Origin of the sequence: Marseilla massiliensis (genome assembly GCF_016899855.1) — a bacterium.
Classification (GTDB): domain Bacteria; phylum Bacteroidota; class Bacteroidia; order Bacteroidales; family Bacteroidaceae; genus Prevotella.
This window is the reverse complement of record NZ_JACJJG010000010.1, coordinates 1-22,045: the sequence shown is the minus strand read 5'-3', so window position 1 is coordinate 22,045 and position 22,045 is coordinate 1. Positions and strand designations below refer to the sequence as shown.

Here is a 22,045-nt window from a genome sequence, read left to right as displayed (position 1 = left end):
TTATGAATACAATTTGTCGAATGAACGGGCGCCAATGCCATAGATTGACAGGGGCTGTTCCTATTGCATTGCCGTCCGTTCTTTGATTGTTGCTTATTTTACAATGTCACGCCATTCTTGAATATGGATATTTCCCTGTATCCGTTCTTTTCGTTGCAAGTCTGTTCTCCATTGGCAACGGAAATGATTTTGTCGATAAACTTGCGGAGCAACGAATGCATTTCCGTACCGTCAACAAGTTCTCCGGCATTGAAGTCTATCCAGTTGGGCTTGTTTTTATACAGGTTGGTGTTCGTTGATATTTTCATTGTCGGGATGAACGTTCCGAACGGTGTTCCACGTCCGGTCGTGAACAATACGATCTGGCAACCCGCCGCCGCTAAAGCTGTAGACGCGACAAGGTCGTTGCCCGGGGCGGATAATAAGTTTAGGCCCTTTGTCCGTAGACGGTCGCCGTAGCCAAGCACTCCGCAAACGGGGGCACGGCCGCATTTCTGGGTACACCCGAGAGCCTTGTCTTCAAGTGTGGATATTCCGCCGGCCTTGTTGCCCGGTGACGGGTTTTCGCCTACGGGCTCGCCATGGCTTAGGAAGTATTCCTTGAAGTCGTTGACCAGCTTGACTGTCTGGTTGAACAGGTCTTCGTTCTTGCACCTATTCATCAGGATTGTCTCGGCTCCGAACATTTCGGGAACTTCCGTAAGGATTGATGTTCCGCCTTGTGCCACGAGGAAATCCGAGAATTCTCCGACAAGCGGGTTCGCCGTGATACCGCTGAAGCCGTCGCTACCGCCACACTTTAGGCCGACACGCAACTCGTTCAGGGGGCAGTCGGTACGTTTATCGTTCTTCGCGATGCCGTAAAGCGAGCGGAGAATCTTCATTCCTTCGTTTATTTCGTCGCCTTGTACTTTCTGCACAACAAGGAATTTTATTCTGTCCTTGTCGTAGTCGCCGAGGAGTTTTTCAAACTGGTCAGGCTGGTTGTTCTCGCAACCAAGGCTTAATACGAGTACCGCGCCGGCATTAGGATGGAGCACAATGTCGCGTAATATCTTTCTTGTGTTCTCATGGTCGTCACTGAGTTGCGAACAACCGTAATTGTGGTGCCAGGCATGCACGGCGTCTATGCCTTCGAGTTCTGTTTCTTCGGCAAGCATATTTGCCAGTTTCTCGGCAATGCCGTTGACGCAGCCTACGGTCGGGACAATCCATACCTCGTTCCTTATTCCTACTTCGCCGTTATTGCGCTTGTAGCCTTTAAAGGTAATGTTCTCTGTCGGGATGTCAAGTTCCTCATTTACAGGATTGTATTCGTAGCTTAGAGTTCCTGCGAGATTTGTTTTCAGGTTGTTCTCGTTGACCCATTGTCCTGCCTTGAGATTTTCCTTGGCGTGCCCTATGGGATATCCGTATTTTATTATGTTTTCTCCTTCCGGAGTATCGTGTATCAGGATTTTGTGGCCGGCAGGTGTGTCCTGCATGACCGTGACGGCCTTGCCGTCAACGTTGATGGTCTCGCCCTTTTGGTAGTTCCTTAGGCATACGACAACGGTGTCGGCCTTGTTAATCTTGATAAAAGAAACTTGTTCCATAAAATGATTTGTTTTAATTGTTTATAATTGAGTTCTTCTGTAAAAGTCGATATTCTCTTTCGACAGCAGTTCTATAGGCATGTAGTTTACCGGGTCTACTTTCTTTTTCAGCACGATGGCCTTGAATAATGTGTCGACGCAATTGTAACCTTGCATAAAGCCATGTTGCGCAATAAGGAATGATATTGAGCCAAGGCGCAGGCATTTGGCGTTGCGCTCAACCATGTCATATCCCATAATCTGTATGTCGCGCCTGTTTGTCTTGAGCAGGAATTCGCCTACTATGTGTCCTTTTGAGCACAAGGTTATGCAGTGGTGTATGTGTGGGTGGCTGACGAAAAACTCTTCAAGTATTTCATCGTACCGTTCCTTGTCCCCGTCAAGCGGTAAGTCCAGTTCCAGTATTTTTACTTTTGGAAAATGGTCTTGCATGTAATGCCTGAAGCCTACTTCGCGGTTCTCCTGCTGCTTGCTCGCCACTTTCCCGTTTTTTGTCTGCTTCATAAGCATTATCTCTTTTTCCCCGGAAGCTATGAGCATCAGCATTTTTGCCGCGAAATACCCGCTACAGAATGAGTCCTGCCCGTAAAAGGAAAGGGGCTTAAGGTCGGGCATGTACGAATCGAGAAGGATGAAAGGGATGTTGCGTTCATGCAGCTTGTCAGTGAATTTCTTGGTGATCTCGAGTTCGCTCGGCACTACTATTACGCCATTCGGGTTAGCGTTAAGGCATTCCTTGCATTTTTTTACGAACGTGTCGGAGTCGAACCTCCTGTAATACATCATTTTCACGTCTACATGGAAGTCGCGTCGTGCTTCGCATGCACGTTGCGCTCCTTCCTCTATTTCTTCCCAGTAAGCCTCCGATTCGTGTTTGGGGATGATGCAATAAAAGACGTATGACTTGTTGTAGGCAAGCGCGCTTGCGTACATGTTCGGCTGGTAGTTGATGTTTTTCAGTACCGACTCGACTTTCTCGCGAGCGGCTTTCGACACGTTGGGACGGTTGTGGAGCACCCTGTCTACCGTCCCGACCGATACTCCCGACTTTTCGGCTATATCCTTTATTCTGATTTTTTCATTCATGATGTCTGCCTGCCTTTACGGAACAAACGCTGATATTTTCGGCAAAAATACATATAAAAAATGAATTGTGCGAAAAACACGTGCAGTTTTTTAGCCAAAACAATCGCGTTTTGCCCGTTTTAACACATTAGCCCCGGCTGCCCGTCCGCCCCGTCCCTTTCGCCTTCTTTCCGCCCCGCCACGGGGAGGGACGGGACATCCTTGTCTCGAGGGTGCCGCCTTTACGGGGCCATACGTGGCCTATGCGGGGGCGTATCGATGGCTCTTGCGGCGCAGGGGGCGTACGGCAATTACAATTACAATTACAGTTTGGGGTAGGGGTAAGTGTAAGCAAGTGGTATTTTAGGGTTTATATTATATATATAAATATATATTTATATATATAATATAATTTTTCTTTTGCCATATTTGCGTTCACGCATGGGGCTAACTGTAATTGTAATTGTAATCCATAATTGCCCTACGGCTTGGCCTTAAATCCACGACGGGCCGTCCGTACCGCTTACACTTACAATTACAAAAACGCCCATCCGATTCGATTGTGAATTTTTTTAACGCCTTAGCCGCACGCTTTTTTTGGCGGTGCGGGTGATAATGCGTACCTTTGCGCTTGCCGTCGGGGGTGGTTCGCTTACACAACAATAAACAGGAGAGGGAAATGGCTGACGCTATCGGAATGCTGAAAATACAGGAATATTTTTCTGAAAAAGCTTTATTTTTTGTCCTTTTATTTGTCTGGTTATAATTTAAATAGTATTTTTGTAACGAAAAAACGAATCTATAAACATTCAAAAAATTAAAATTAAAGAAAATGGCTAAAGTAGTTACATTAGGCGAAATAATGCTTCGCCTTTCTTCTCCGGGTCAGAAAAGATTTGTCCAGAGCGATTCTTTCGATGTTGTATATGGCGGTGGCGAAGCTAACGTGGCGGTCAGCGTTGCAAATTATGGCCACGACGCATATTTCGTAACCAAATTGCCAAAGCACGAAATAGGACAGTGCGCCGTGAACGCGCTTCGCCGTTACGGTGTCAACACGCAGTTCATCGCCCGTGGCGGCGACCGTGTCGGAATCTATTATCTTGAGAGCGGAGCGAGCATGCGCCCGTCTAAGGTTATTTACGACCGTGCCCACAGCTCAATAGCAGAGGCTGATCCTTCAGACTTTGATTTCGACAAGATTATGGAAGGCGCACAGTGGTTCCACTGGAGCGGCATTACGCCCGCTATCAGCGACAAGGCTGCCGAATTGACACGTCTTGCTTGCGAGGCCGCAAAGCGTCATGGAGTTACTGTAAGCGTTGACCTTAACTTCCGTAAGAAACTGTGGACCTCGGAGAAGGCACAGAGCATCATGAAGCCCCTCATGAAATATGTTGACGTCTGTATAGGCAATGAGGAGGACGCGCAGCTTTGCCTTGGCTTCAAGCCTGACGCTGACGTAGAGGGCGGCAAGACAGACGCAGAGGGATATTACGGCATATTCAAGGGCATGATGGAGACTTTCGGCTTCAAGTATGTCGTATCAACTTTGCGTGAGTCGCTTTCCGCAAGCCACAACGGATGGAAAGCTCTTATCTACAACGGCAAGGAGTTCTACCAGAGCAAGCATTATGACATCATGCCGATCATCGACCGTGTTGGTGGAGGCGACTCGTTCGCGGGCGGACTTATCCACGGCTTGCTGACATATCCCGACAACCAGGGTAAGGCTCTTGAGTTTGCCGTTGCGGCTTCGGCATTGAAGCACACTATCCCCGGCGACTTCAACCTTATGTCGGCAGACGAGGTTGAGAACCTTGCAGGTGGCGACGCTTCAGGCCGTGTTCAGCGTTAATTCAATCCGTATGGGCAGACGTTTTGAATATAAGGTAGTATCATTTTGTTTTAAAGATGAGCAGAAAGCCCTGAACGAGTTGGGAGAGGAAGGTTGGGAACTTGTATGCTCCTATTGTCTGGGACTTTACTTAATATTTAAAAGAGAAAAAGAAGAAAATGGCAAAATTTGATAAAATCGCCGTGTTGGGCAAGATGGGCGCAACCGGTATGGTACCTGTCTTTTACCATAAGGACGTAGAGGTAGCAAAGAAAGTAATCAAGGCATGTTATGACGGTGGTGTGCGTGCGTTTGAGTTCACCAATCGTGGCGACTTCGCTCACGAGGTATTCGGAGAGGTTGTAAAGTATGCCGCTAAGGAATGTCCGGAGCTTGCCTTGGGCGTAGGTTCGGTTGTCGATCCTGCTACGGCTGCGCTTTATATCCAGCTTGGGGCTAATTTCGTTGTTGGCCCGTTGTACAATCCGGAGATAGCTACGGTTTGCAACCGTCGCCTTATCCCTTATACCCCTGGTTGCGGAAGCGTATCCGAAATAGGTTTCGCCCAGGAGAAGGGGTGTGACCTGTGCAAGGTGTTCCCCGGTGACGTGCTCGGACCTAAGTTGGTTAAGGGCCTTTTGGCTCCTATGCCATGGTCTAAGCTGATGGTGACCGGTGGCGTTTCTCCCGACGAGGAGAACCTTACGTCATGGTTCAAGGCCGGAGTGTTCTGCGTGGGCATGGGCTCTAAGCTCTTCCCGAAGGATGTTGTAGCCGCAGGCAACTGGCAGGCAATAACCGACAAGTGCAAGGAGGCTTTGGCTTACATTGCGAAGGCACGCGGATAATAGATATTATTATAAAGGCTCAATATTGCTTGTCGGCATATTGGGCCTTTTATTTTTGTCAGCTTGTACTTCTTCAAAAGACGGAAGAGTTGACGTACTTAATTCTTTGTCTTACGCTTATCATTACCGTAGTCTTGATTCTGTAAAGATTTATGCGGATAGTGCATTGGCCATGTGCGACGGTTACCCAGCCGGAAAGGCGGAAGCGTATAATAACTTGGCTTTTGTCAGCATGGCGAGAATGGAGTACGCAAAAGCCGACAGCCTTCTTGGTCTGGTTGTTGAATCAACGGACAACCAAATAGAACTCTTGGTTGCGGACATACAATATATGCGCTTGTGCCAACGTATGTCACGTAACAAGGATTTTTACGAATACAAGGAACGGGCCTCAAATCGCTTAAAGCGAATTGACGAAGAAATATCTGTCTTGCCGGAGCGCATGCTTGACAGGTTGATTTATGCCAGGACTGAATATTCAATAATTTGCTCTACCTATTATTATTATGTCGGCCTTACCCGCCAGACTAAAGAGTCTCTAAAGGAAATTGACCCATCCGGCGACATCCAGAAGGATACGGCGCAATACCTTAATTATTTATACCAGGTTGGAAGTGGTGGCATTATAGACGAAAAATCACATATTGCCACTTCGCAAAAAGAACTTGAGTATTTGTTCCAGTGTTATATATTGGCGAAAAACTATGGCTATACTTATTGGCAGGCGAACTCATTGCAGTCGATAAGTGAGCATTTACTGTCAGGGAAAACCCGCCGACAGCTGATCGCGGAAAACCGTGCGGCGTTTACTTACATTAATGATGATAATATGCCGGACAGTCTTTTGGCAGGTTATTTGGCCCAAAAGGCGTTGCGGTTGTTTTCTGATTATGGGGATGTTTACCAGATTGTAGGCGCGTATCGTACCCTTTCGTTTTGTTATTGGGCGATTGGAGATTATTCATCGTCGTTGATATGTCTCGAGAATGCGCTGAATGGCAATCCTGCGGTAGAGCAGGCTCCGGATCTTGTGGCCAGTATCAGGGAATGTTTAAGCATGGTCTATTCGGCCATGGACGATAAAAACAACAGCGATTTGAATCGCAATGAGTATCTGGACATTCAAGAAGAAACGCGGCAGGACCGGCAGTTGGAGGCACGTGCAGAACAACTAAACCGTATTTCCGTGCAACTAAATGCACTGATTGTTGTCATTCTTTTGTTGATGGCCGTCGTTATAGCTCTTCTTTATGTATTTGACAAATTAGGAAAAAAGAAGAATAACCAGGCGTATATAGATAAATTGCTAGTGCCATTGAGGACGTGGGAGGAACACGAAGAACTAAGGGAGGATGAGCTTAATGACAAGTATGAGACAATAAATGAAGAGTTGTCTTTGAGTAGGCTGAGTCTTGAACGTGACAAAAGAAGGGCTTTGGATAACAAGGCAAAAGTGTTTCTCGTAAATAACGTTATTCCGTATATAGATAGAATAATCAATGAGGCAGGAAAATTAAAGGAGCAATCAGGTAATAAGGGCATATATGAAGAACGTAAGGCGTATATGGCTGAACTGACGGATAAAATCAACGAATATAATGACGTTCTTACATATTGGATTCAGCTACAGCAGGGCCAGCTTAGCTTGCATATTGAAAGTTTTAACATAAACGAGGTGTTCGATATTTTATCGAAATCCGGCATGTCGTTCAGGCTGAAGGGTGTCAGTCTTGAGGTTATTCCATTGGACGCGGTAGTTAAAGCGGATAAAATCTTAACACTCTTCATGTTGAACACTCTTGCTGACAATGCCCGTAAGTTCACCCCTGTTGGAGGAGCGGTTAAAGTATATGCCGTTAAGACGGAAAACTATGTGGAGATATCTGTAAGTGACACAGGAACAGGATTATCGGAAAAGGAATTGTCAGGGATATTCGAACATAAGATTTATAACGGGCATGGTTTCGGGCTGATGAACTGTAAAGGTATTATCGAGAAATATAAAAAAATCAGCAATATATTCCGCGTATGCGGATTATTTGCTGAAAGTGAAAAGGGTAAAGGTAGCAGGTTTTATTTTCGTCTTCCGTTCGGCGTAATCAGGAATGTTATATTGTTAATTTGTACCGTATTATACGGGCAATATGCTTTTTCCCGTAACACAGTTGGCAATATGGCAGATAGGGTAGACGAAATGAGTGCATGTTTTCTGGATTCAGCCGACATATATGCAGACTCGGCATATTATAGCAATGTGAGCGGTACTTATTTACGGACACTTGAGTTTGCCGATTCAGTTATATATTATCTTAATAAGAATTACAAACTTTTGTATCCCGAGGGGAAATATTATATTTCCGGGGATGAAAGTTTTAACGGAGTTCCAGCTGAACTTATATGGTTTCATAATAACGTCAAGACCGATTATGATGTTATACAGGACATGCGTAACGAAAGCGCGGTGGCAGCTCTTGCTTTACATAAGTGGGGACTATATGTGTATAACAACAAGATTTATACCCAACTGTTTAAAGCCCGTTCGGCAGACAATGGCTTGTCTGACTATTGCGTAGCTATGCAGGAATCAAAGACGAATAAGACAATAGCGATTATCATACTTATAATATTGTTTGTTGCGATAATTGCGGCTTATTATTTCTTGTATTATCGTTATGTGTTGTACTTCCGTTTTTGTGTCGAGAATATAAAAAACATCAACAAGATATTGCTTTCCGATATAAGTAATGAGGAAAAAGCAGGCTTAATAAATGACGTAGATGTAAGAAAATATCCCGACGTATTGAAAAACATAATACTGAAGATACAAGCTGCGTTAGCGCGGTCCATTGATACAGACAGGGTGAAATCGCTCGACATTGAATATGCCGAAGACGATTTGCACAGGATAAAATATGAAATCGAGAAATTATATATAAGTAACAATGTCATTGATAACAGTTTAAGCACGCTTAAGCATGAGACGATGTATTACCCTTCGCGTATACGCCAGCTGGTTGATGACACAGAGGGCAACATTGACGCAATATGTGAAGTGGCCAAGTATTATAAGGAACTTTATTCTATCCTATGTGAGCAAATCAGGCGGCAGATAGAGAATGTAAAGTTCGAATGCAGGCCCGTATCAATGGAGGGAATATTGGGAGTGGAATGCAATGTGTTGGGCGACAGGACTTTACTTACATACCTGTTTGATATCTTGAAGAAGCAATGTGGATATGAAGCTTCTGATGTCTCGGTAGATTTTGTCATGGAAAGATATGTTGTTGTTAATTTGGTATGCCGTAACATGAAGATTGAGGATAGGCAAAATGTAGATCTGTTCACACCTTCTACGGCTAATATACCATTCCTGATATGCAGGCAGATCGTTCGTGAGAACGCTGAACAGACAAATCTTCATGGTTGTGGAATAGACGTAGTAGCGGATGATGATGGAGCTGTTACGGTCAAGGTGACTCTTGCCGGTGACGGAAAATATATTTTACAAGATAAGTGAAAATGGTGTCAGGGGCAGCCTTTGGTATGTTCCGGAGATTATATAAAGCATATAAATTATTTTGATTATGGATAAGTTCAGTGTTATAATAGTTGAGGATGTCCCCTTGGAATTGAAAGGTACGGAGGGAATATTGAGAAATGACGTGCCTGAAGCCGAAGTAATAGGTACGGCTGCCAACGAGGTGGAATATTGGCGTTTGATAAAGCAACGGCAGCCGGACCTTGTGTTGTTGGATTTAGGCCTGGGAGGCTCGACAACTGTAGGAGTGGAGATATGTCGCCAGACTAAGGAGATGTATCCGTTAATAAAGGTACTGATATTTACTGGTGAAATATTGAATGAGAAATTATGGGTTGATGCATTGGACGCCGGATGCAACGGCATAATTCTTAAAACCGGTGAGTTGTTGACGAGAAGTGATATATCCGAAGTCATGGAAGGCCGCAAACTCGTGTTCAATAAGCCTATACTTGATAAAATAATTAAATGCTTCAAGCATAGCGTCAATAGCCGTATCTTGAGGCAAGAGGCATTGGTCAACTATGAGATTGACGAATACGACGAACGTTTTTTACGCCATCTGGCGTTGGGATATACAAAAGAGCAGATAACGGGTTTGCGTGGTATGCCTTTCGGGGTTAAGAGTCTTGAGAAACGTCAAAACGAACTTGTACGTAAGTTGTTTCCCGACGGAAACGGCGGAGTGGGAGTGAATGCCACACGTCTTGTTACACGCGCCATTGAATTGCACGTGTTAGATGCGGACAATCTACGTCCTGACGAGAATTAAGATGATATGATGGATTTGTTCATGAATGTTTTTTGATAGTATTCGGATGAACTTAAAGCGTAAGGTTTTACCGTGGTCTGTTATAGTCTTGGTCGTGCTCCAGGCGGCGTTGGTGCTTTTTTCTTGGATAGTTGCGTCCGTATGGCCGTATGCCGAATTAAGGTCTGTATTGAGTGGCGAGGGCGTAAGGTGGTACTTCGGGAGCTTTGTGGATAATATGTCGTGTCCTTTGCTCGTTTGGCTGTTGCTCGGTTTCATGGCATACGGTACTTATTCGCATAGCGGATTAAAGGATGCGTTATGCTCGCTTTGGCGCGGAGAGCGGTTGGCCTATCGTTGTCGGCATGCCGTATATACGGTTGCTGTCGTGGCATGCGTGATGGTTTTTGTTGTTGTTATGCTTGCCTTTGTACCGCATGCCGTACTTTTAGGAGTGTCAGGAGGGCTATTCCCGAGCGCGTTCAGTTCAGCGCTTGTACCTATAATAACATTCTCTATAACAGTCCTTTCAATCATATACGGCATGGCAAGCGGCGGGCTGGCGCATGTCGGCGATATATTCAGAAGCCTGTATTCCGGGGTTGTCATGTTCGCTCCGTTCATGCCGGTATATGTCTTGGCGGTACAATTGTATTATTTGGTCGTGTTTGTGTTTGCCGTAGGCTGAGAGGCTGGTATATTTTCATTATGTAAGGCAAACACTCTGTTAGCTTACAAACTGATTTGTGTTGACGTTCCGTGGCGGCGTTATTTCCAGTCGGAAAGGCGTTTGGCCGCAAATATGCCTTTCTACGGCGTGCAAGCGCAACTCTCTGTACGGCAATATGTTATGACTTTAACAGTAAAAATGTGCAATAAATGTGGCAAGGAAAAGGCGTAAATACCGACTTTTTGCCCTTCGAAGGCCGTCTTTTCGGTGCGTAAAAGCCGTCATATCGTACTGAAAAGACGGTCTTTTTCATAATAAAACATGGCATATCATGACACAAAACACGACCTTTCGTCTACTTGTCGACGGTAAAACGCAGCATTGAACATTGCCGGCGCCACTATCGGCAACCTATTTCATCACTTTTGCCCGAAAAACATGTATAGACAAATGACGTGCAAACACACGTTTACGTTTACAATCTGTCATAACGGCGGCAATGCTTTGCGGTGCAAATTAACAAAACGTGCGCCCCTGACAATGTCGTCACGTCCGGCACATTGCGCCCCAAAAGTTAGACAAAAAACTTTTGGGGCGCTGATTTCTTCATTATGACACTCCTGCTTTTGTTATTAACCTGTTATATTGTCTGATGTACAAAGGGCTATAGCAGGCCTTTGGTTGACGGCAATTCAAAATGATAGATGTCACGTTTTACGGCCATGCGCAGCGCTCTTGCCAGCGCTTTGAATATACCTTCAATCTTGTGGTGTTCATTGACTCCTTCTGCCTTGATGTTTAAGTTCATCCGTGCGGCGTCGCTTAAGCTCTTGAAAAAATGATAGAACATCTCAGTAGGCATTTCTCCTATCCTCTCGCGTTTGAACTCCGCCTCCCATACCAGCCATGGCCTTCCGCCGAAGTCAAGGGCTACTTGGCAAAGACTGTCGTCCATAGGCAGGCAATAACCATAGCGTTCGATACCACGTTTGTTCCCTAATGCTTTCAATATGCATTCACCCAATGCAAGGGCGGTGTCTTCTATAGTGTGGTGCTCGTCCACATGCAGGTCACCGTTTGTATTAACGGTTAAGTCCATCATCCCGTGCCTGCTAATTTGTTCCAGCATGTGGTCAAAGAATCCTATACCGGTGGAAATGTCGCTTTTGCCCGTTCCGTCGATATTTAAGGATATGTATATGTCCGTTTCTTTTGTCGTCCGTCTTATCTCTGCCGTGCGTTCGCCGGCAAAAAGTATTTCTGAAACTTTATCCCAAGACATGTTGTCTTGTCCTAAAATAAGGGCTTTACACCCCAGGTTGTCAGCAAGTTGCCTGTCAGTGTCACGGTCGCCTATGACATAGCTTCCGGGAATGTCGTATTGTGGGTTATTGATATATTCGGTTAGCATGCCTGTTCCCGGTTTTCTGCATGGATGGTTGTCCTCTGGGAAATGGCGGTCTATCAGTATGTCGTCGAACGTGATTCCTTCGCCGGCAAGAGTCTGCAATATAAAATTGTGTACCGGCCAGAATGTTTCTTCTGGAAAAGACTCGGTTCCAAGACCGTCTTGATTGCTTACCATAACGAAACGGAAGTCAAGGTTCGAACGTATGAATCCAAGATTCTTGAAAACTCCTTTTGTGAATTTAAGTTTGTCGAACGAGTCAACCTGTTCGTCATGCGGCTCTTCTACAAGCGTTCCGTCGCGGTCGATAAACAATATGCGTTGTGGTTTCATTCTTTTACGTTTTTATTCTTTTCGTATTCCTTTTTCTCCTTCTCCTTAGTTTCAATGCTGCCATAAAGGAAATAGCAAACGAATATTGCGAAAATATTGATATACAAGCATATAAATGATGAAAATGTAATGACAGTAAATTGAATTACCGTAAAGTAAGGCGGTAATCCTGTAGGGTCGCCGAGATAGTTGACGCCAAATACGGAAAGTGCGTTGGCTGCCATAACGATTAATGTAGGGATGGACACCAACGCGCCACATATGGAAGTACACAGTGTAGCAAGTAATAAAGCTATGAATATGAAGCCCCAGTAACGTAAGCCCGTAACATATGACTTGGTAATAATTTTCCTGAGTTTACTGTCCGGCTCCATGATGTATTTCAGCCCAACGTATATGAAAGGCAACATGATGAGCATTATTACAAACGATACGCCTCCGAAGATATAGAACACTGGCAATAGTTCGGCAAGCGTAACACTTCCCTTGGACAGAACGATTCCGTAGGTTATCGCGGCGTAAATGAGGGTGAGGATAAAGCAAAAGCCAATATAACAAGCGGTAATATTGGTACATCTTTTGATGTTCCATATCATCGGTCTGCCGTTAATCAAGAACATTACCCGTGCCAAGTAAACAACTTGGGCACACAATGTTGCCACGGCCGTTATGCATATCCCTGTTGTCAGGGCTGTGTTCGTGCCGTACAGCATTGCATGGATATGGATTGAGAAATACGTGGCAGATAAAATGGAAAGCGCAAGAACAAATATCCAGGTTTTGCTGAAAATCTGCCTGATGTTGTCGAAAAGCATTCTGTGGGCCTCCGAAAGACATGAAATATAACTGCGGCTCTTGTCTAACGCGGCTTGTTTTAGATTGTTCATTTTTCTTGATATTATTATAATATAATGCAAAAGTAATAATATTCCTGGTAAGATGGTACCATGATGTCAATAAAAAATGCTAACTTTGCAAAACATTAATACTTGTCATGGCGTATGGATGGCGCGGCATGATTGACGTTTAATATAAAATCCGAACACATTTATGAAATTGTTGAAGTGGGGATTCATTGGTTGTGGGGAGGTGACTGAAAAGAAATCCGGTCCGGCATTCAATGAAGTTGAAGGTTCTGAAGTGATTGCCGTGATGAGCCGTAGCGAAAAGAAGGCACGCTCTTATGCCGAACGGCATCATATAAGCAAATGGTATACCGATGCTCAAGAATTGATTGACGACCCGGATGTCAATGCTATATACATAGCTACGCCGCCGTCAAGCCATGCAACGTTTGCAATAATGGCAATGAGGGCAGGAAAGCCTGTATATGTAGAGAAGCCTTTGGCGGCGAGCTATGACGATTGTGCGAGAATCAACCGCATAAGTGAACAGACCGGAGTTCCGTGCTTTGTTGCCTATTACAGAAGGTATCTACCTTATTTTAGGAAAGTGAAGGAAATAATACGGCAAGGTGGTATAGGGGACATTATGAATGTTCAGATTCGGTTCTCGTGTCCGCCGCGTGATTTGGATTATTCCTCGGGAGGCTCTTTACCGTGGCGTCTACAGCCGGACATTGCAGGCGGAGGGTATTTTTATGATTTGGCTCCCCATCAGTTGGATTTGTTACAGGATTTGTTCGGCGTTATAACCGAGGCTGAAGGTATGTGTGCCAATCGTGCAGGATTGTATTCGGCTGAAGATAGTGTTAGTGCATGCTTTCGTTTCGAGAGTGGGTTACCCGGAAGTGGCTCGTGGTGCTTTGTTGGGCATAAGTCAGCCAAAGAGGACAGAATCGAGGTTATCGGTGATAAGGGAATGTTGTGCTTCTCTGTATATAATTACGACCCAATCCAGTTAGTGACGAGTGAAGGTACAACAAGTATAACAGTACCTAATCCTCCTTATGTACAATTGCCTATAATAACAGCCGTCATTGAAGATTTGCAGGGCTTTGGGGCATGTTCATGTACAAGTGTTTCGGCGACGCCTGTAAATTGGGTGCTCGACAGAATATTGGGGAAATTTTAAGATATCACTATTGTTGTGAAGAAAGTCTGTTTCATAATTGCGTTGATTTTGCTGCCATGTTTATGTCATGCTTATGACGTACAGTACGAGAAGTCTGACAGTTTGCGTGTAATAAACCTGCTTACTGATGCGCGCCGGCAAAACGGCAATACCAACTTTATTATTTTCTTTGCACGGAAGTTGTTGGGTATTCCATATGTGGCACATACGTTGGAGGTAAATAAGACAGAGAAGCTGGTCGTTAATTTACGGCAACTTGACTGTACGACATTCGTTGAGAATGTTGTGGCATTGAATTTATGTGTGAAGCAAGGGAAGTTTACATTTAAGGCGTTTTGCGATAATTTGTGTAAAATACGTTATCGTGGTGGAGAAATGCCGCATTATACGAGAAGGTTGCATTATTTTACGGAGTGGATAGAAGACAACACATCGAAAGGCATATGTGCCGAGATACAAAGTCCAGACCCTCCTTTTTCTTCAGTTCAGGATGTCAATGTATATTACATGTCATCCAACCCTGGAAAGTATAAGATGTTGAAGGAAAATCCCGGATATTTGCCCGAGATCGCAAAAATGGAGAATTTAATTAACAAGAAGTCATATAGGTATATTCCGAAAGGTGGAATAACCAATACGGCTCTCCTTCGTAAAACGGTAAAAGACGGGGATATCATTGCTTTGACCACATCGTTAAAGGGATTAGACATTCAGCATATCGGTTTTGCTGTATGGCATAAAGACGGACTCCATCTTATAAATGCGTCGAGCTTGAGACATAAAGTAGTTGAAGAAACAATGACATTATATGCATATTTGCAGAAACAACGCACAATGACAGGGGCGAGAATCGTCAGACTAACAGAATAAGACTACTATTGTAGGAATATATTTAACAATTACAAATACTGTCAGTTGCGCTATTTGTGATACTGTAACTTTATGCGTTAATCTTTGTACAATACTGTAACTTGTGGTTTTTTGTCATAAACTTTTGTGTGAATGACTAAAAATTAGTACTTTTGCGGTCGGTTAAAAAGAACAGCATTATAAAATAAATTGCGATGAATATATCTTATAAATGGCTTAAGGAATATGTAGATTTTAACCTTACGCCACAAGAGGTTTGCGACGCTTTAACATCCATAGGCCTTGAAGTTGACGCATTGGAAGAGGTGCAGAGTATAAAAGGAGGATTGAAAGGTCTGTATGTTGGAAAAGTTTTAACCTGTGAGCCTCATCCGAATTCGGATCATTTGCATGTTACTACCGTAGATTTAGGCAAGGATACTCCGTCACAAATAGTTTGTGGAGCTCCTAATGTCAAGGCCGGGCAAAAAGTGATAGTAGCCGATTTGGGCTGCGTCCTTTATGACGGGGATAAGGAATTTGTTATAAAGAAGTCGAAACTGCGCGGCGTGGAAAGTTTCGGTATGATATGTGCCGAAGATGAAATTGGTGTGGGTAATGACCATGCCGGTATTATTGTACTTCCGGATGATGCGCAAATAGGTTTGCCGGCGGCAGAATATTACCATTTGGAAAGTGATTGGTTAATAGAGATAGACATAACGGCCAATCGTGCAGATGCGCTCTCCCATTGGGGTGTAGCACGGGATTTATATGCTTGGCTATTGCGCAACGGGTATGAAACATCATTGCATCGTCCTGATTGTAATTCTTTCAGCGTCGATAATAATGATATGCCGATAGATGTTACGGTTGAAAACCATGATGCATGCAAGCGTTACGCATGCGTAAGTATTACAGGATGCGAGGTAAAGGAAAGTCCTGAATGGTTGCAGGAAAAATTGCGTGTTATCGGTTTGCGGCCGATAAACAACATTGTTGATATAACAAATTATATCATGATGGCATATGGTCAACCATTGCACTGTTTCGATGCGGATATGGTTACAGGACATCGTATCGTGGTAAAGACCATGCCGGAAGGTACTCCGTTTGTAACATTGGACGGGATTGAACACAAGCTTGGAGAGCATGATTTGGCCATATGCAATGCAGAAGATGCAATGTGCATAGCAGGAGTATTCGGTGGTAAGGGTAGTGGTACTTACGAAACAACAAGGAATGTCGTTTTGGAGAGTGCTTATTTCCATCCTACCTGGATTAGAAAGAGTGCACGCCGTCACGGATTAAGTACGGACGCATCGTTCCGTTTTGAAAGAGGAATAGACCCTAACGGTGTTATATATGCTTTAAAACAAGCAGCAATTATGTGCAGGGAGTTGGCAGGAGGTAAAGTATCCATGGAGATAAAAGATGTTTATCCTGAGCCAATACAAGACTTCAAGGTTTCTTTAGAGTATGAGTATGTAAACTCATTGATAGGCAAGGACTTGTCTGCGGATATGATAAAGTCTATAGTAACAAGCCTTGATATGAAAATTGATGATGAAAAAGAGAATGGCTTGGAACTAAGTGTACCTCCATATAGGGTTGATGTGCAACGCCCATGCGATGTTGTGGAAGACATTTTGCGTATATATGGATATAATAATGTTGAAATTCCAACACAGCTCAAGAGCTCGCTGGTAATAAAGGGAGACGATGACCATAAGCATAAATTAGAGAATATTATTGCTGAGCAGTTGGTTGGTTATGGTTTTAGTGAGATATTCAATAATTCGCTCACTAAAGCAGCGTACTATTCAGATTTTAATCTTTACCCGGCCGAGAATCTTGTCCGTATTATGAATCCGTTAAGCTCGGACTTGAATGTAATGCGTGAAACACTTTTGTTTGGTGGGCTTGAAAGTGTTGCTTACAATATAAATAGGAAAAATCCGAACTTGAGATTCTTTGAAGTTGGTAATATCTACAAGTATTCTCCCGAGAAAAAGAATCCGGAAAATCCTATGGCCGCCTATAAAGAGGACGCCCATATAGGCTTATGGATAACAGGAAAACGTGTCGTTGGCAGTTGGGCTCATGCTGATGAGGATTCTTCTTTTTATGAGCTTAAGGCTTATGTCGACAATCTGTTCCGCCGTTTAGGCGTCGCTAATAATGCGATAACAACGAAAGTAAGTGACAATAATATTTTCAGTGACGGGCTTACATTGGAAGACAGAACTGGTAAGGTTTTTGCTGAAATCGGTTTGATATGTCGGAATATCTTGAAAAAATTTGATATAGAAAATCCTGTTTATTATGCAGATATTCACTGGAATACATTGTTCAGGGCAATCCGTAAGAATACAATACATTTCAGTGAAATAAGCAAATATCCTGCTGTCAGCCGTGATTTGGCCCTATTGCTTGACAAGAGTGTAAAGTTCAGCGAAATAGAGCGGATAGCAAATAAGACGGAACGTAGGTATCTAAAGAGTGTAGAATTGTTCGATGTATATGAAGGAAAGAATTTACCGGAGGGTAAAAAGAGCTATGCTGTAAATTTCATACTTCAGGACGAAAATCAGACGCTGAAAGATAAACAGATAGACAGCATAATGAATAAACTCATTTCAAATCTAAAGAAAGAGTTGAATGCTGAATTAAGATAAGTTGGAAGAATAAAACAGTAAAATAACAGATATAGTTACATAATATGGGAAGAGCATTTGAATACCGTAAAGCTACAAAGCTTAAAAGGTGGGGGCACATGGCCAGGACATTTACAAAGATTGGTAAGCAGATAGCAATAGCAGTTAAAGCCGGTGGTCCTGATCCGGATAATAATCCTCACTTGCGTTCTATTATCCTTAATGCAAAGCGTGAAAATATGCCGCTGGAGAATGTAAAGCGTGCTATAAAGAATGCAATGGGTAAGGATCAAAGTGATTATAAAGAGGTAACATATGAAGGATACGGACCTCACGGAATAGCTGTATTTGTTGATGCGGCAACTGATAATACAACCCGTACTGTTGGCAATGTGCGTGCTATTTTCAATAAGTTTAATGGTAACTTGGGTACGATGGGGAGCCTTTCTTTCCTGTTTGACCATAAATGCGTTTTCACATTCAAGAAAAAAGACGGGCTTGATATGGATGAAATGATACTCGATTTGATCGATTATGGGGTTGATGATGAGTATGATGAAGATGAAGAATCAGGCGAGATAACCATTTATGGTGACCCAAAGAGTTTCGGTGAAATACAAAAACATCTTGAAGAAAACGGCTTTGAAGTTACAGGTGCAGAGTTCACACGTATACCCAATGACCTTAAAGACGTTACACCTGAAGAGCGTGAAACTATTGACAAAATGGTTGATTTGCTTGAGGATGACGATGATGTGCAAAGTGTTTATACAAATATGAAACCGGAATAATACGTGTTTTATATGAAATTTAGGATATTGTCATAAATGAAAAAAATATCTTATATAACTTCCGGAACTTGCAGTAAGCTAATAAATCTTGAAGTTGATGATGACAACCGTATAAGCAATATAAGTTTTGTTGGCGGTTGTAACGGAAACCTGAAAGGTATTTGTTCACTTGTAAAAGGAATGAATATCGATGAAGTCAAGAGCAAACTTAATGGCATATGTTGTGGAAGTAAGACGACAAGTTGTCCGGACCAACTATGTAGAGCAATAGAACATTTGGAACGGCAATAGAGTCCTGATAAGAAATAAAGGTGGAACGACTCCTGTCATTCCACCCTTATTTTTAATGGGTCATGAGAACATCATAGCACGTTTATGAATGGGAAATGTCTATTCTGAAAGGTTTTCTTTAGGAGTACAGGTTTGTGGGTATTATACAGTAGGCTTGTATTTTCATCAATCGCCTGAAGTTATTTGCCGTTATAGTCCTTTGGCGTAACTTTTACATCAATAAGTATTTGTCCTTTGTTCTTGGCGGAGAAGTATGTATAAGCAAAATTAAAACCATGTTCCTTGTATGTCCTTATGGTCATGGCATCCTTTACTCCTTTGATGAGTTCTTCTTTTGCCTGCTGTTTGTTTATAGCGGTTGTATCGGCTTTACCGCTGATAGTGTAGAAATAGTGTATTGTACGTGTTTCTTTTTCATATTTCATGCTGTCGTTCACAATGTTTTCGGAAACGGCAATAGGGCAATTCTTTTTTGTAAATTCGTCAGCTTCACGTTCTGCTTTGTCTTCAAGGCTTTCATGACATGCCGTTAACAGAGGCAAACTGAACAATAAAAATAAATATTTTTTCATGTTAGATTCACGTTTTACTGATACAAAAGTAATCAATATCTTTTTATATTTGTCATAAGGCGTAGTTTTTTTTTATTTATTCATAAAAATAACCAATTTCTTAGGACTGGAATACATTTTTTTGTATATTTGCGTTCCAAAAAGTAAGAATTGATGAACGAGATAAGAAATTTTTGTATAATAGCACACATCGACCACGGAAAATCTACAATTGCTGACCGTTTGTTGGAGTATACAAAGACAATCCAGATAACAGAAGGACAAATGCTTGACGACATGGATCTTGAACGTGAGCGCGGTATCACGATAAAGAGCCATGCCATACAAATGGAATATGAACATGATGGGTCAAAATATATATTGAACTTGATTGACACTCCGGGACATGTTGACTTTTCGTATGAGGTTTCACGAAGTATAGCAGCATGTGAAGGTGCGCTTCTTGTCGTTGACGCAACGCAAGGTGTGCAGGCGCAGACAATAAGTAATCTTTACATGGCATTGGAACATGATCTCGAGATAATTCCCGTTATAAATAAAATCGATATGCCTTCGGCTATGCCTGATGAAGTAGAGGATGAGATAGTTGATCTGCTTGGATGTGACCGTAGCGAGATTATCCGTGCTTCGGGAAAGACAGGTGAGGGAATACCTGAAATCCTTGCGGCTGTTGTTGAGCGCGTACCACATCCGGCAGGTGACTCGAGTGCTCCTTTACAAGCATTGATTTTTGATTCGGTATTCAACTCTTTCAGGGGCATTATAGCATATTTCAAGATTGAAAACGGCTGTATTAGTAAAGGGGACAAGGTGAAATTCTTTAATACAGGAATGGAGTATGTTGCCGACGAAGTAGGTGTGTTGAAGATGGACATGATTCCCCGCAAGACGTTGAAAACTGGTGATGTCGGATACATAATCAGCGGTATAAAGGATAGTAAGGAAGTAAAAGTGGGTGATACTATTACACATGTTGATACCCCTTGTGCCAAAGCGATATCCGGGTTTCAGGAAGTTAAGCCTATGGTGTTTGCGGGAGTTTATCCTATAGATCCGGTTGATTATGAGAATCTGCGCGCATCACTCGAGAAGCTGCAATTAAATGACGCGTCGCTGACTTTCGCGCCAGAGTCATCAGTTGCTTTAGGATTCGGTTTCAGGTGCGGATTCCTTGGTTTGTTGCATATGGAGATTGTCCAGGAACGTCTTGACCGTGAATTCAATATGGACGTTATAACAACGGTACCGAACGTATCGTACATGGTTTACGATAAGCAGGGGAATGTAAAGGAAGTGCATAATCCGTCCGGACTGCCTGACGCAACGATGATAGACCATATTGAAGAACCATATATAAAGGCTTCAATAATTACGGCAACGGACTATATCGGACCGATAATGAAATTGTGTCTTGATAAGCGCGGAGAGCTCTTGAAACAGGAATATATAAGCGGCAATAGGGTAGAGTTGCATTTTATGATACCGCTGGGCGAGATTGTCATAGACTTCTACGACAAACTCAAGAGCATATCTAAGGGATATGCGTCGTTCGACTATTATGTTGATTGTTTCAGGCCTTCTAAACTGGCGAAGCTTGACATACTTCTTAACGGCGAGCCTGTTGACGCATTATCTACATTAACCCACCAGGATAACGCTGTGGTTCTTGGTCGCCGTATGTGTGAGAAGCTTAAGGAACTTATACCAAGACAACAGTTTGACATAGCAATCCAGGCCGCTATAGGCTCAAAGATTATTGCCCGTGAGACGGTCAAGTGCGTAAGAAAGGATGTTACGGCAAAGTGTTATGGTGGTGACGTAAGCCGTAAACGAAAGTTATTGGAAAAACAAAAGAGGGGCAAAAAACGAATGAAGCAGATCGGAAACGTGGAAGTTCCGCAAAAGGCATTCCTGGCTGTCCTGAAATTGGATTAAGGCTAAATCAGAATTTAAAAGAAAGGGAGGAGTAATGAAAGAATTGTTGAAAACAAAGCGCGACATCGCTCGTGAGCTGGCAAGAAAGTACAGCACGATGACGCATGACGAGCTTGATATATTGGAAAACGTGCTCGTGCCGATGAAGTTTGCAAAGGGCGAGATGGTTTTGCGTGAAGGTGAAATATGTAAAAATATATATTATATAGAAAAAGGACTCATCCGCCAGTTTTATTTCAAGAAAGGGAAAGACGTTACGGAGCATATGGCCGTTGAGGGTAATATCGTGATGTGCATAGAAAGCCTGTTTAAGGAAGAGCCTACACGCTTGCAGGTAGAGGCTCTTGAGCCTGTACTGATATATGCGCTTCCTAAGGCCAGGCTTGAAGAGGTGGCTTTACACAATGTCAATATACAGATATTATATCGTAAGATACTTGAAGAGTCGTTAATCAATTCACAAATCCATGCTGACCTTGTACGTTTTGAAACGGCTCAGGACCGTTACCAAAAGATGTGCAAACTTTCACCACAAGTGACTTTGCGTGCGCCGCTGGTATATATTGCAAGCTACTTGCAGATGACCCCTGAGACGTTGAGCCGCGTGCGCTCGAATATAACTTTAGGGTAAACATTTTATTTGGCGCTAAATGAAAGGCCGTGTTCCATCAAATGGAACACGGCCTTTCATCGTCTGATATGCGGTCAAACGTGATGTAAAGTGCCACCATTTACAATTGCCTTTTTATATTTACAAATCCCAGGCGATGCGCAATGCCTTTTGAATTTAGCGAATATATCACGTAACAACCGTTCTTTATTCCGGTAATGTCTGTACTTTTGTCTCGGTAGGGTAGTGTCTTAATGATTG

At 43.1% G+C, this 22,045-nt stretch carries 18 protein-coding genes; 13 read left to right on the top strand and 5 right to left on the bottom strand.

The window, feature by feature from the left end; translation table 11 throughout:
* Positions 1 to 98 precede the first annotated feature (98 nt).
* Together H6A34_RS03750 and H6A34_RS03745 are read right to left on the bottom strand one after the other, a co-directional pair.
* Positions 99 to 1,595, bottom strand: coding sequence for a UxaA family hydrolase (locus H6A34_RS03750; protein WP_205103545.1), 1,497 nt, complete (start codon positions 1,593 to 1,595; stop codon positions 99 to 101).
* Between the two features lie 21 nt (positions 1,596 to 1,616).
* Positions 1,617 to 2,681: a LacI family DNA-binding transcriptional regulator gene (locus tag H6A34_RS03745; protein ID WP_021947746.1), complete on the bottom strand. Its 1,065-nt coding sequence runs from the start codon at positions 2,679 to 2,681 to the stop codon at positions 1,617 to 1,619.
* 811 nt (positions 2,682 to 3,492) lie between these two features.
* On the opposite strand from H6A34_RS03745, the gene H6A34_RS03740 reads away from it, so the two are divergent.
* The 6 genes from H6A34_RS03740 to H6A34_RS03715 all read left to right on the top strand — a co-directional run bounded on the left by H6A34_RS03740 (position 3,493) and on the right by H6A34_RS03715 (position 10,322).
* Complete coding sequence (locus tag H6A34_RS03740) at positions 3,493 to 4,518, top strand: sugar kinase (protein WP_021948170.1); 1,026 nt, start codon at positions 3,493 to 3,495, stop codon at positions 4,516 to 4,518.
* A 10-nt stretch (positions 4,519 to 4,528) separates the two neighbouring features.
* Positions 4,529 to 4,690 (top strand): DUF4177 domain-containing protein, encoded by a 162-nt coding sequence (locus tag H6A34_RS03735; RefSeq protein WP_205103543.1) that lies wholly within the window; start codon positions 4,529 to 4,531, stop codon positions 4,688 to 4,690.
* A complete protein-coding gene (locus H6A34_RS03730; RefSeq protein WP_021948169.1) occupies positions 4,677 to 5,345 on the top strand; it encodes a bifunctional 4-hydroxy-2-oxoglutarate aldolase/2-dehydro-3-deoxy-phosphogluconate aldolase in 669 nt (222 codons plus the stop codon). The genes H6A34_RS03735 and H6A34_RS03730 overlap by 14 nt, the downstream gene beginning before the upstream one ends.
* A complete protein-coding gene (locus tag H6A34_RS03725) occupies positions 5,326 to 8,862 on the top strand; it encodes a sensor histidine kinase (protein ID WP_338088586.1) in 3,537 nt (1,178 codons plus the stop codon). Before H6A34_RS03730 ends, H6A34_RS03725 begins: the two co-directional genes overlap by 20 nt.
* Before the next feature lie 67 nt (positions 8,863 to 8,929).
* On the top strand, positions 8,930 to 9,655 hold the full coding sequence (locus H6A34_RS03720; protein WP_021948167.1) for a DUF5932 domain-containing protein: 726 nt from the start codon (positions 8,930 to 8,932) through the stop codon (positions 9,653 to 9,655).
* Positions 9,656 to 9,701: 46 nt separating this feature from the next.
* A complete protein-coding gene (locus H6A34_RS03715; protein ID WP_205103542.1) occupies positions 9,702 to 10,322 on the top strand; it encodes an ABC transporter substrate-binding protein in 621 nt (206 codons plus the stop codon).
* A gap of 646 nt (positions 10,323 to 10,968) precedes the next feature.
* Here H6A34_RS03715 and hisB read toward each other — a convergent pair.
* Both hisB and H6A34_RS03705 read right to left on the bottom strand, forming a co-directional pair.
* Positions 10,969 to 12,045, bottom strand: a complete 1,077-nt coding sequence (gene hisB / locus H6A34_RS03710; protein ID WP_205103540.1) for a bifunctional histidinol-phosphatase/imidazoleglycerol-phosphate dehydratase HisB — start codon at positions 12,043 to 12,045, stop codon at positions 10,969 to 10,971.
* Complete coding sequence (locus H6A34_RS03705; RefSeq protein ID WP_205103538.1) at positions 12,042 to 12,932, bottom strand: hypothetical protein; 891 nt, start codon at positions 12,930 to 12,932, stop codon at positions 12,042 to 12,044. The genes hisB and H6A34_RS03705 overlap by 4 nt, the downstream gene beginning before the upstream one ends.
* A 163-nt stretch (positions 12,933 to 13,095) precedes the next feature.
* Here H6A34_RS03705 and H6A34_RS03700 point away from each other — a divergent pair, with 163 nt between their 5' ends.
* The 5 genes from H6A34_RS03700 to H6A34_RS03680 all read left to right on the top strand — a co-directional run bounded on the left by H6A34_RS03700 (position 13,096) and on the right by H6A34_RS03680 (position 18,667).
* Positions 13,096 to 14,079 carry a Gfo/Idh/MocA family protein gene (locus tag H6A34_RS03700; protein ID WP_205103536.1) on the top strand — a complete coding sequence of 328 codons (984 nt, stop codon included), beginning with the start codon at positions 13,096 to 13,098 and terminating at the stop codon, positions 14,077 to 14,079.
* Between the two features lie 102 nt (positions 14,080 to 14,181).
* Positions 14,182 to 14,949 carry an N-acetylmuramoyl-L-alanine amidase-like domain-containing protein gene (locus tag H6A34_RS03695; RefSeq protein ID WP_239480743.1) on the top strand — a complete coding sequence of 256 codons (768 nt, stop codon included), beginning with the start codon at positions 14,182 to 14,184 and terminating at the stop codon, positions 14,947 to 14,949.
* Positions 14,950 to 15,143: 194 nt separating this feature from the next.
* Positions 15,144 to 17,606: a phenylalanine--tRNA ligase subunit beta gene (gene pheT / locus H6A34_RS03690; protein WP_205103534.1), complete on the top strand. Its 2,463-nt coding sequence runs from the start codon at positions 15,144 to 15,146 to the stop codon at positions 17,604 to 17,606.
* 44 nt (positions 17,607 to 17,650) lie between these two features.
* Complete coding sequence (locus H6A34_RS03685) at positions 17,651 to 18,376, top strand: YebC/PmpR family DNA-binding transcriptional regulator (protein ID WP_205103532.1); 726 nt, start codon at positions 17,651 to 17,653, stop codon at positions 18,374 to 18,376.
* A gap of 36 nt (positions 18,377 to 18,412) precedes the next feature.
* Positions 18,413 to 18,667 (top strand): TIGR03905 family TSCPD domain-containing protein, encoded by a 255-nt coding sequence (locus H6A34_RS03680; protein WP_205103530.1) that lies wholly within the window; start codon positions 18,413 to 18,415, stop codon positions 18,665 to 18,667.
* A gap of 179 nt (positions 18,668 to 18,846) precedes the next feature.
* Here the strand turns inward: H6A34_RS03680 and H6A34_RS03675 are convergent, their stop codons facing one another.
* Positions 18,847 to 19,239, bottom strand: a complete 393-nt coding sequence (locus H6A34_RS03675) for a hypothetical protein (protein ID WP_021948158.1) — start codon at positions 19,237 to 19,239, stop codon at positions 18,847 to 18,849.
* Between the two features lie 153 nt (positions 19,240 to 19,392).
* On the opposite strand from H6A34_RS03675, the gene lepA reads away from it, so the two are divergent.
* Both lepA and H6A34_RS03665 read left to right on the top strand, forming a co-directional pair.
* Entirely contained in the window at positions 19,393 to 21,174 is a 1,782-nt protein-coding gene (lepA, locus tag H6A34_RS03670) for a translation elongation factor 4 (RefSeq protein ID WP_021948157.1), read from the top strand.
* A 34-nt stretch (positions 21,175 to 21,208) separates the two neighbouring features.
* Positions 21,209 to 21,805 (top strand): Crp/Fnr family transcriptional regulator, encoded by a 597-nt coding sequence (locus tag H6A34_RS03665; protein ID WP_021948156.1) that lies wholly within the window; start codon positions 21,209 to 21,211, stop codon positions 21,803 to 21,805.
* The last annotated feature ends 240 nt before the right edge of the window (positions 21,806 to 22,045 follow it).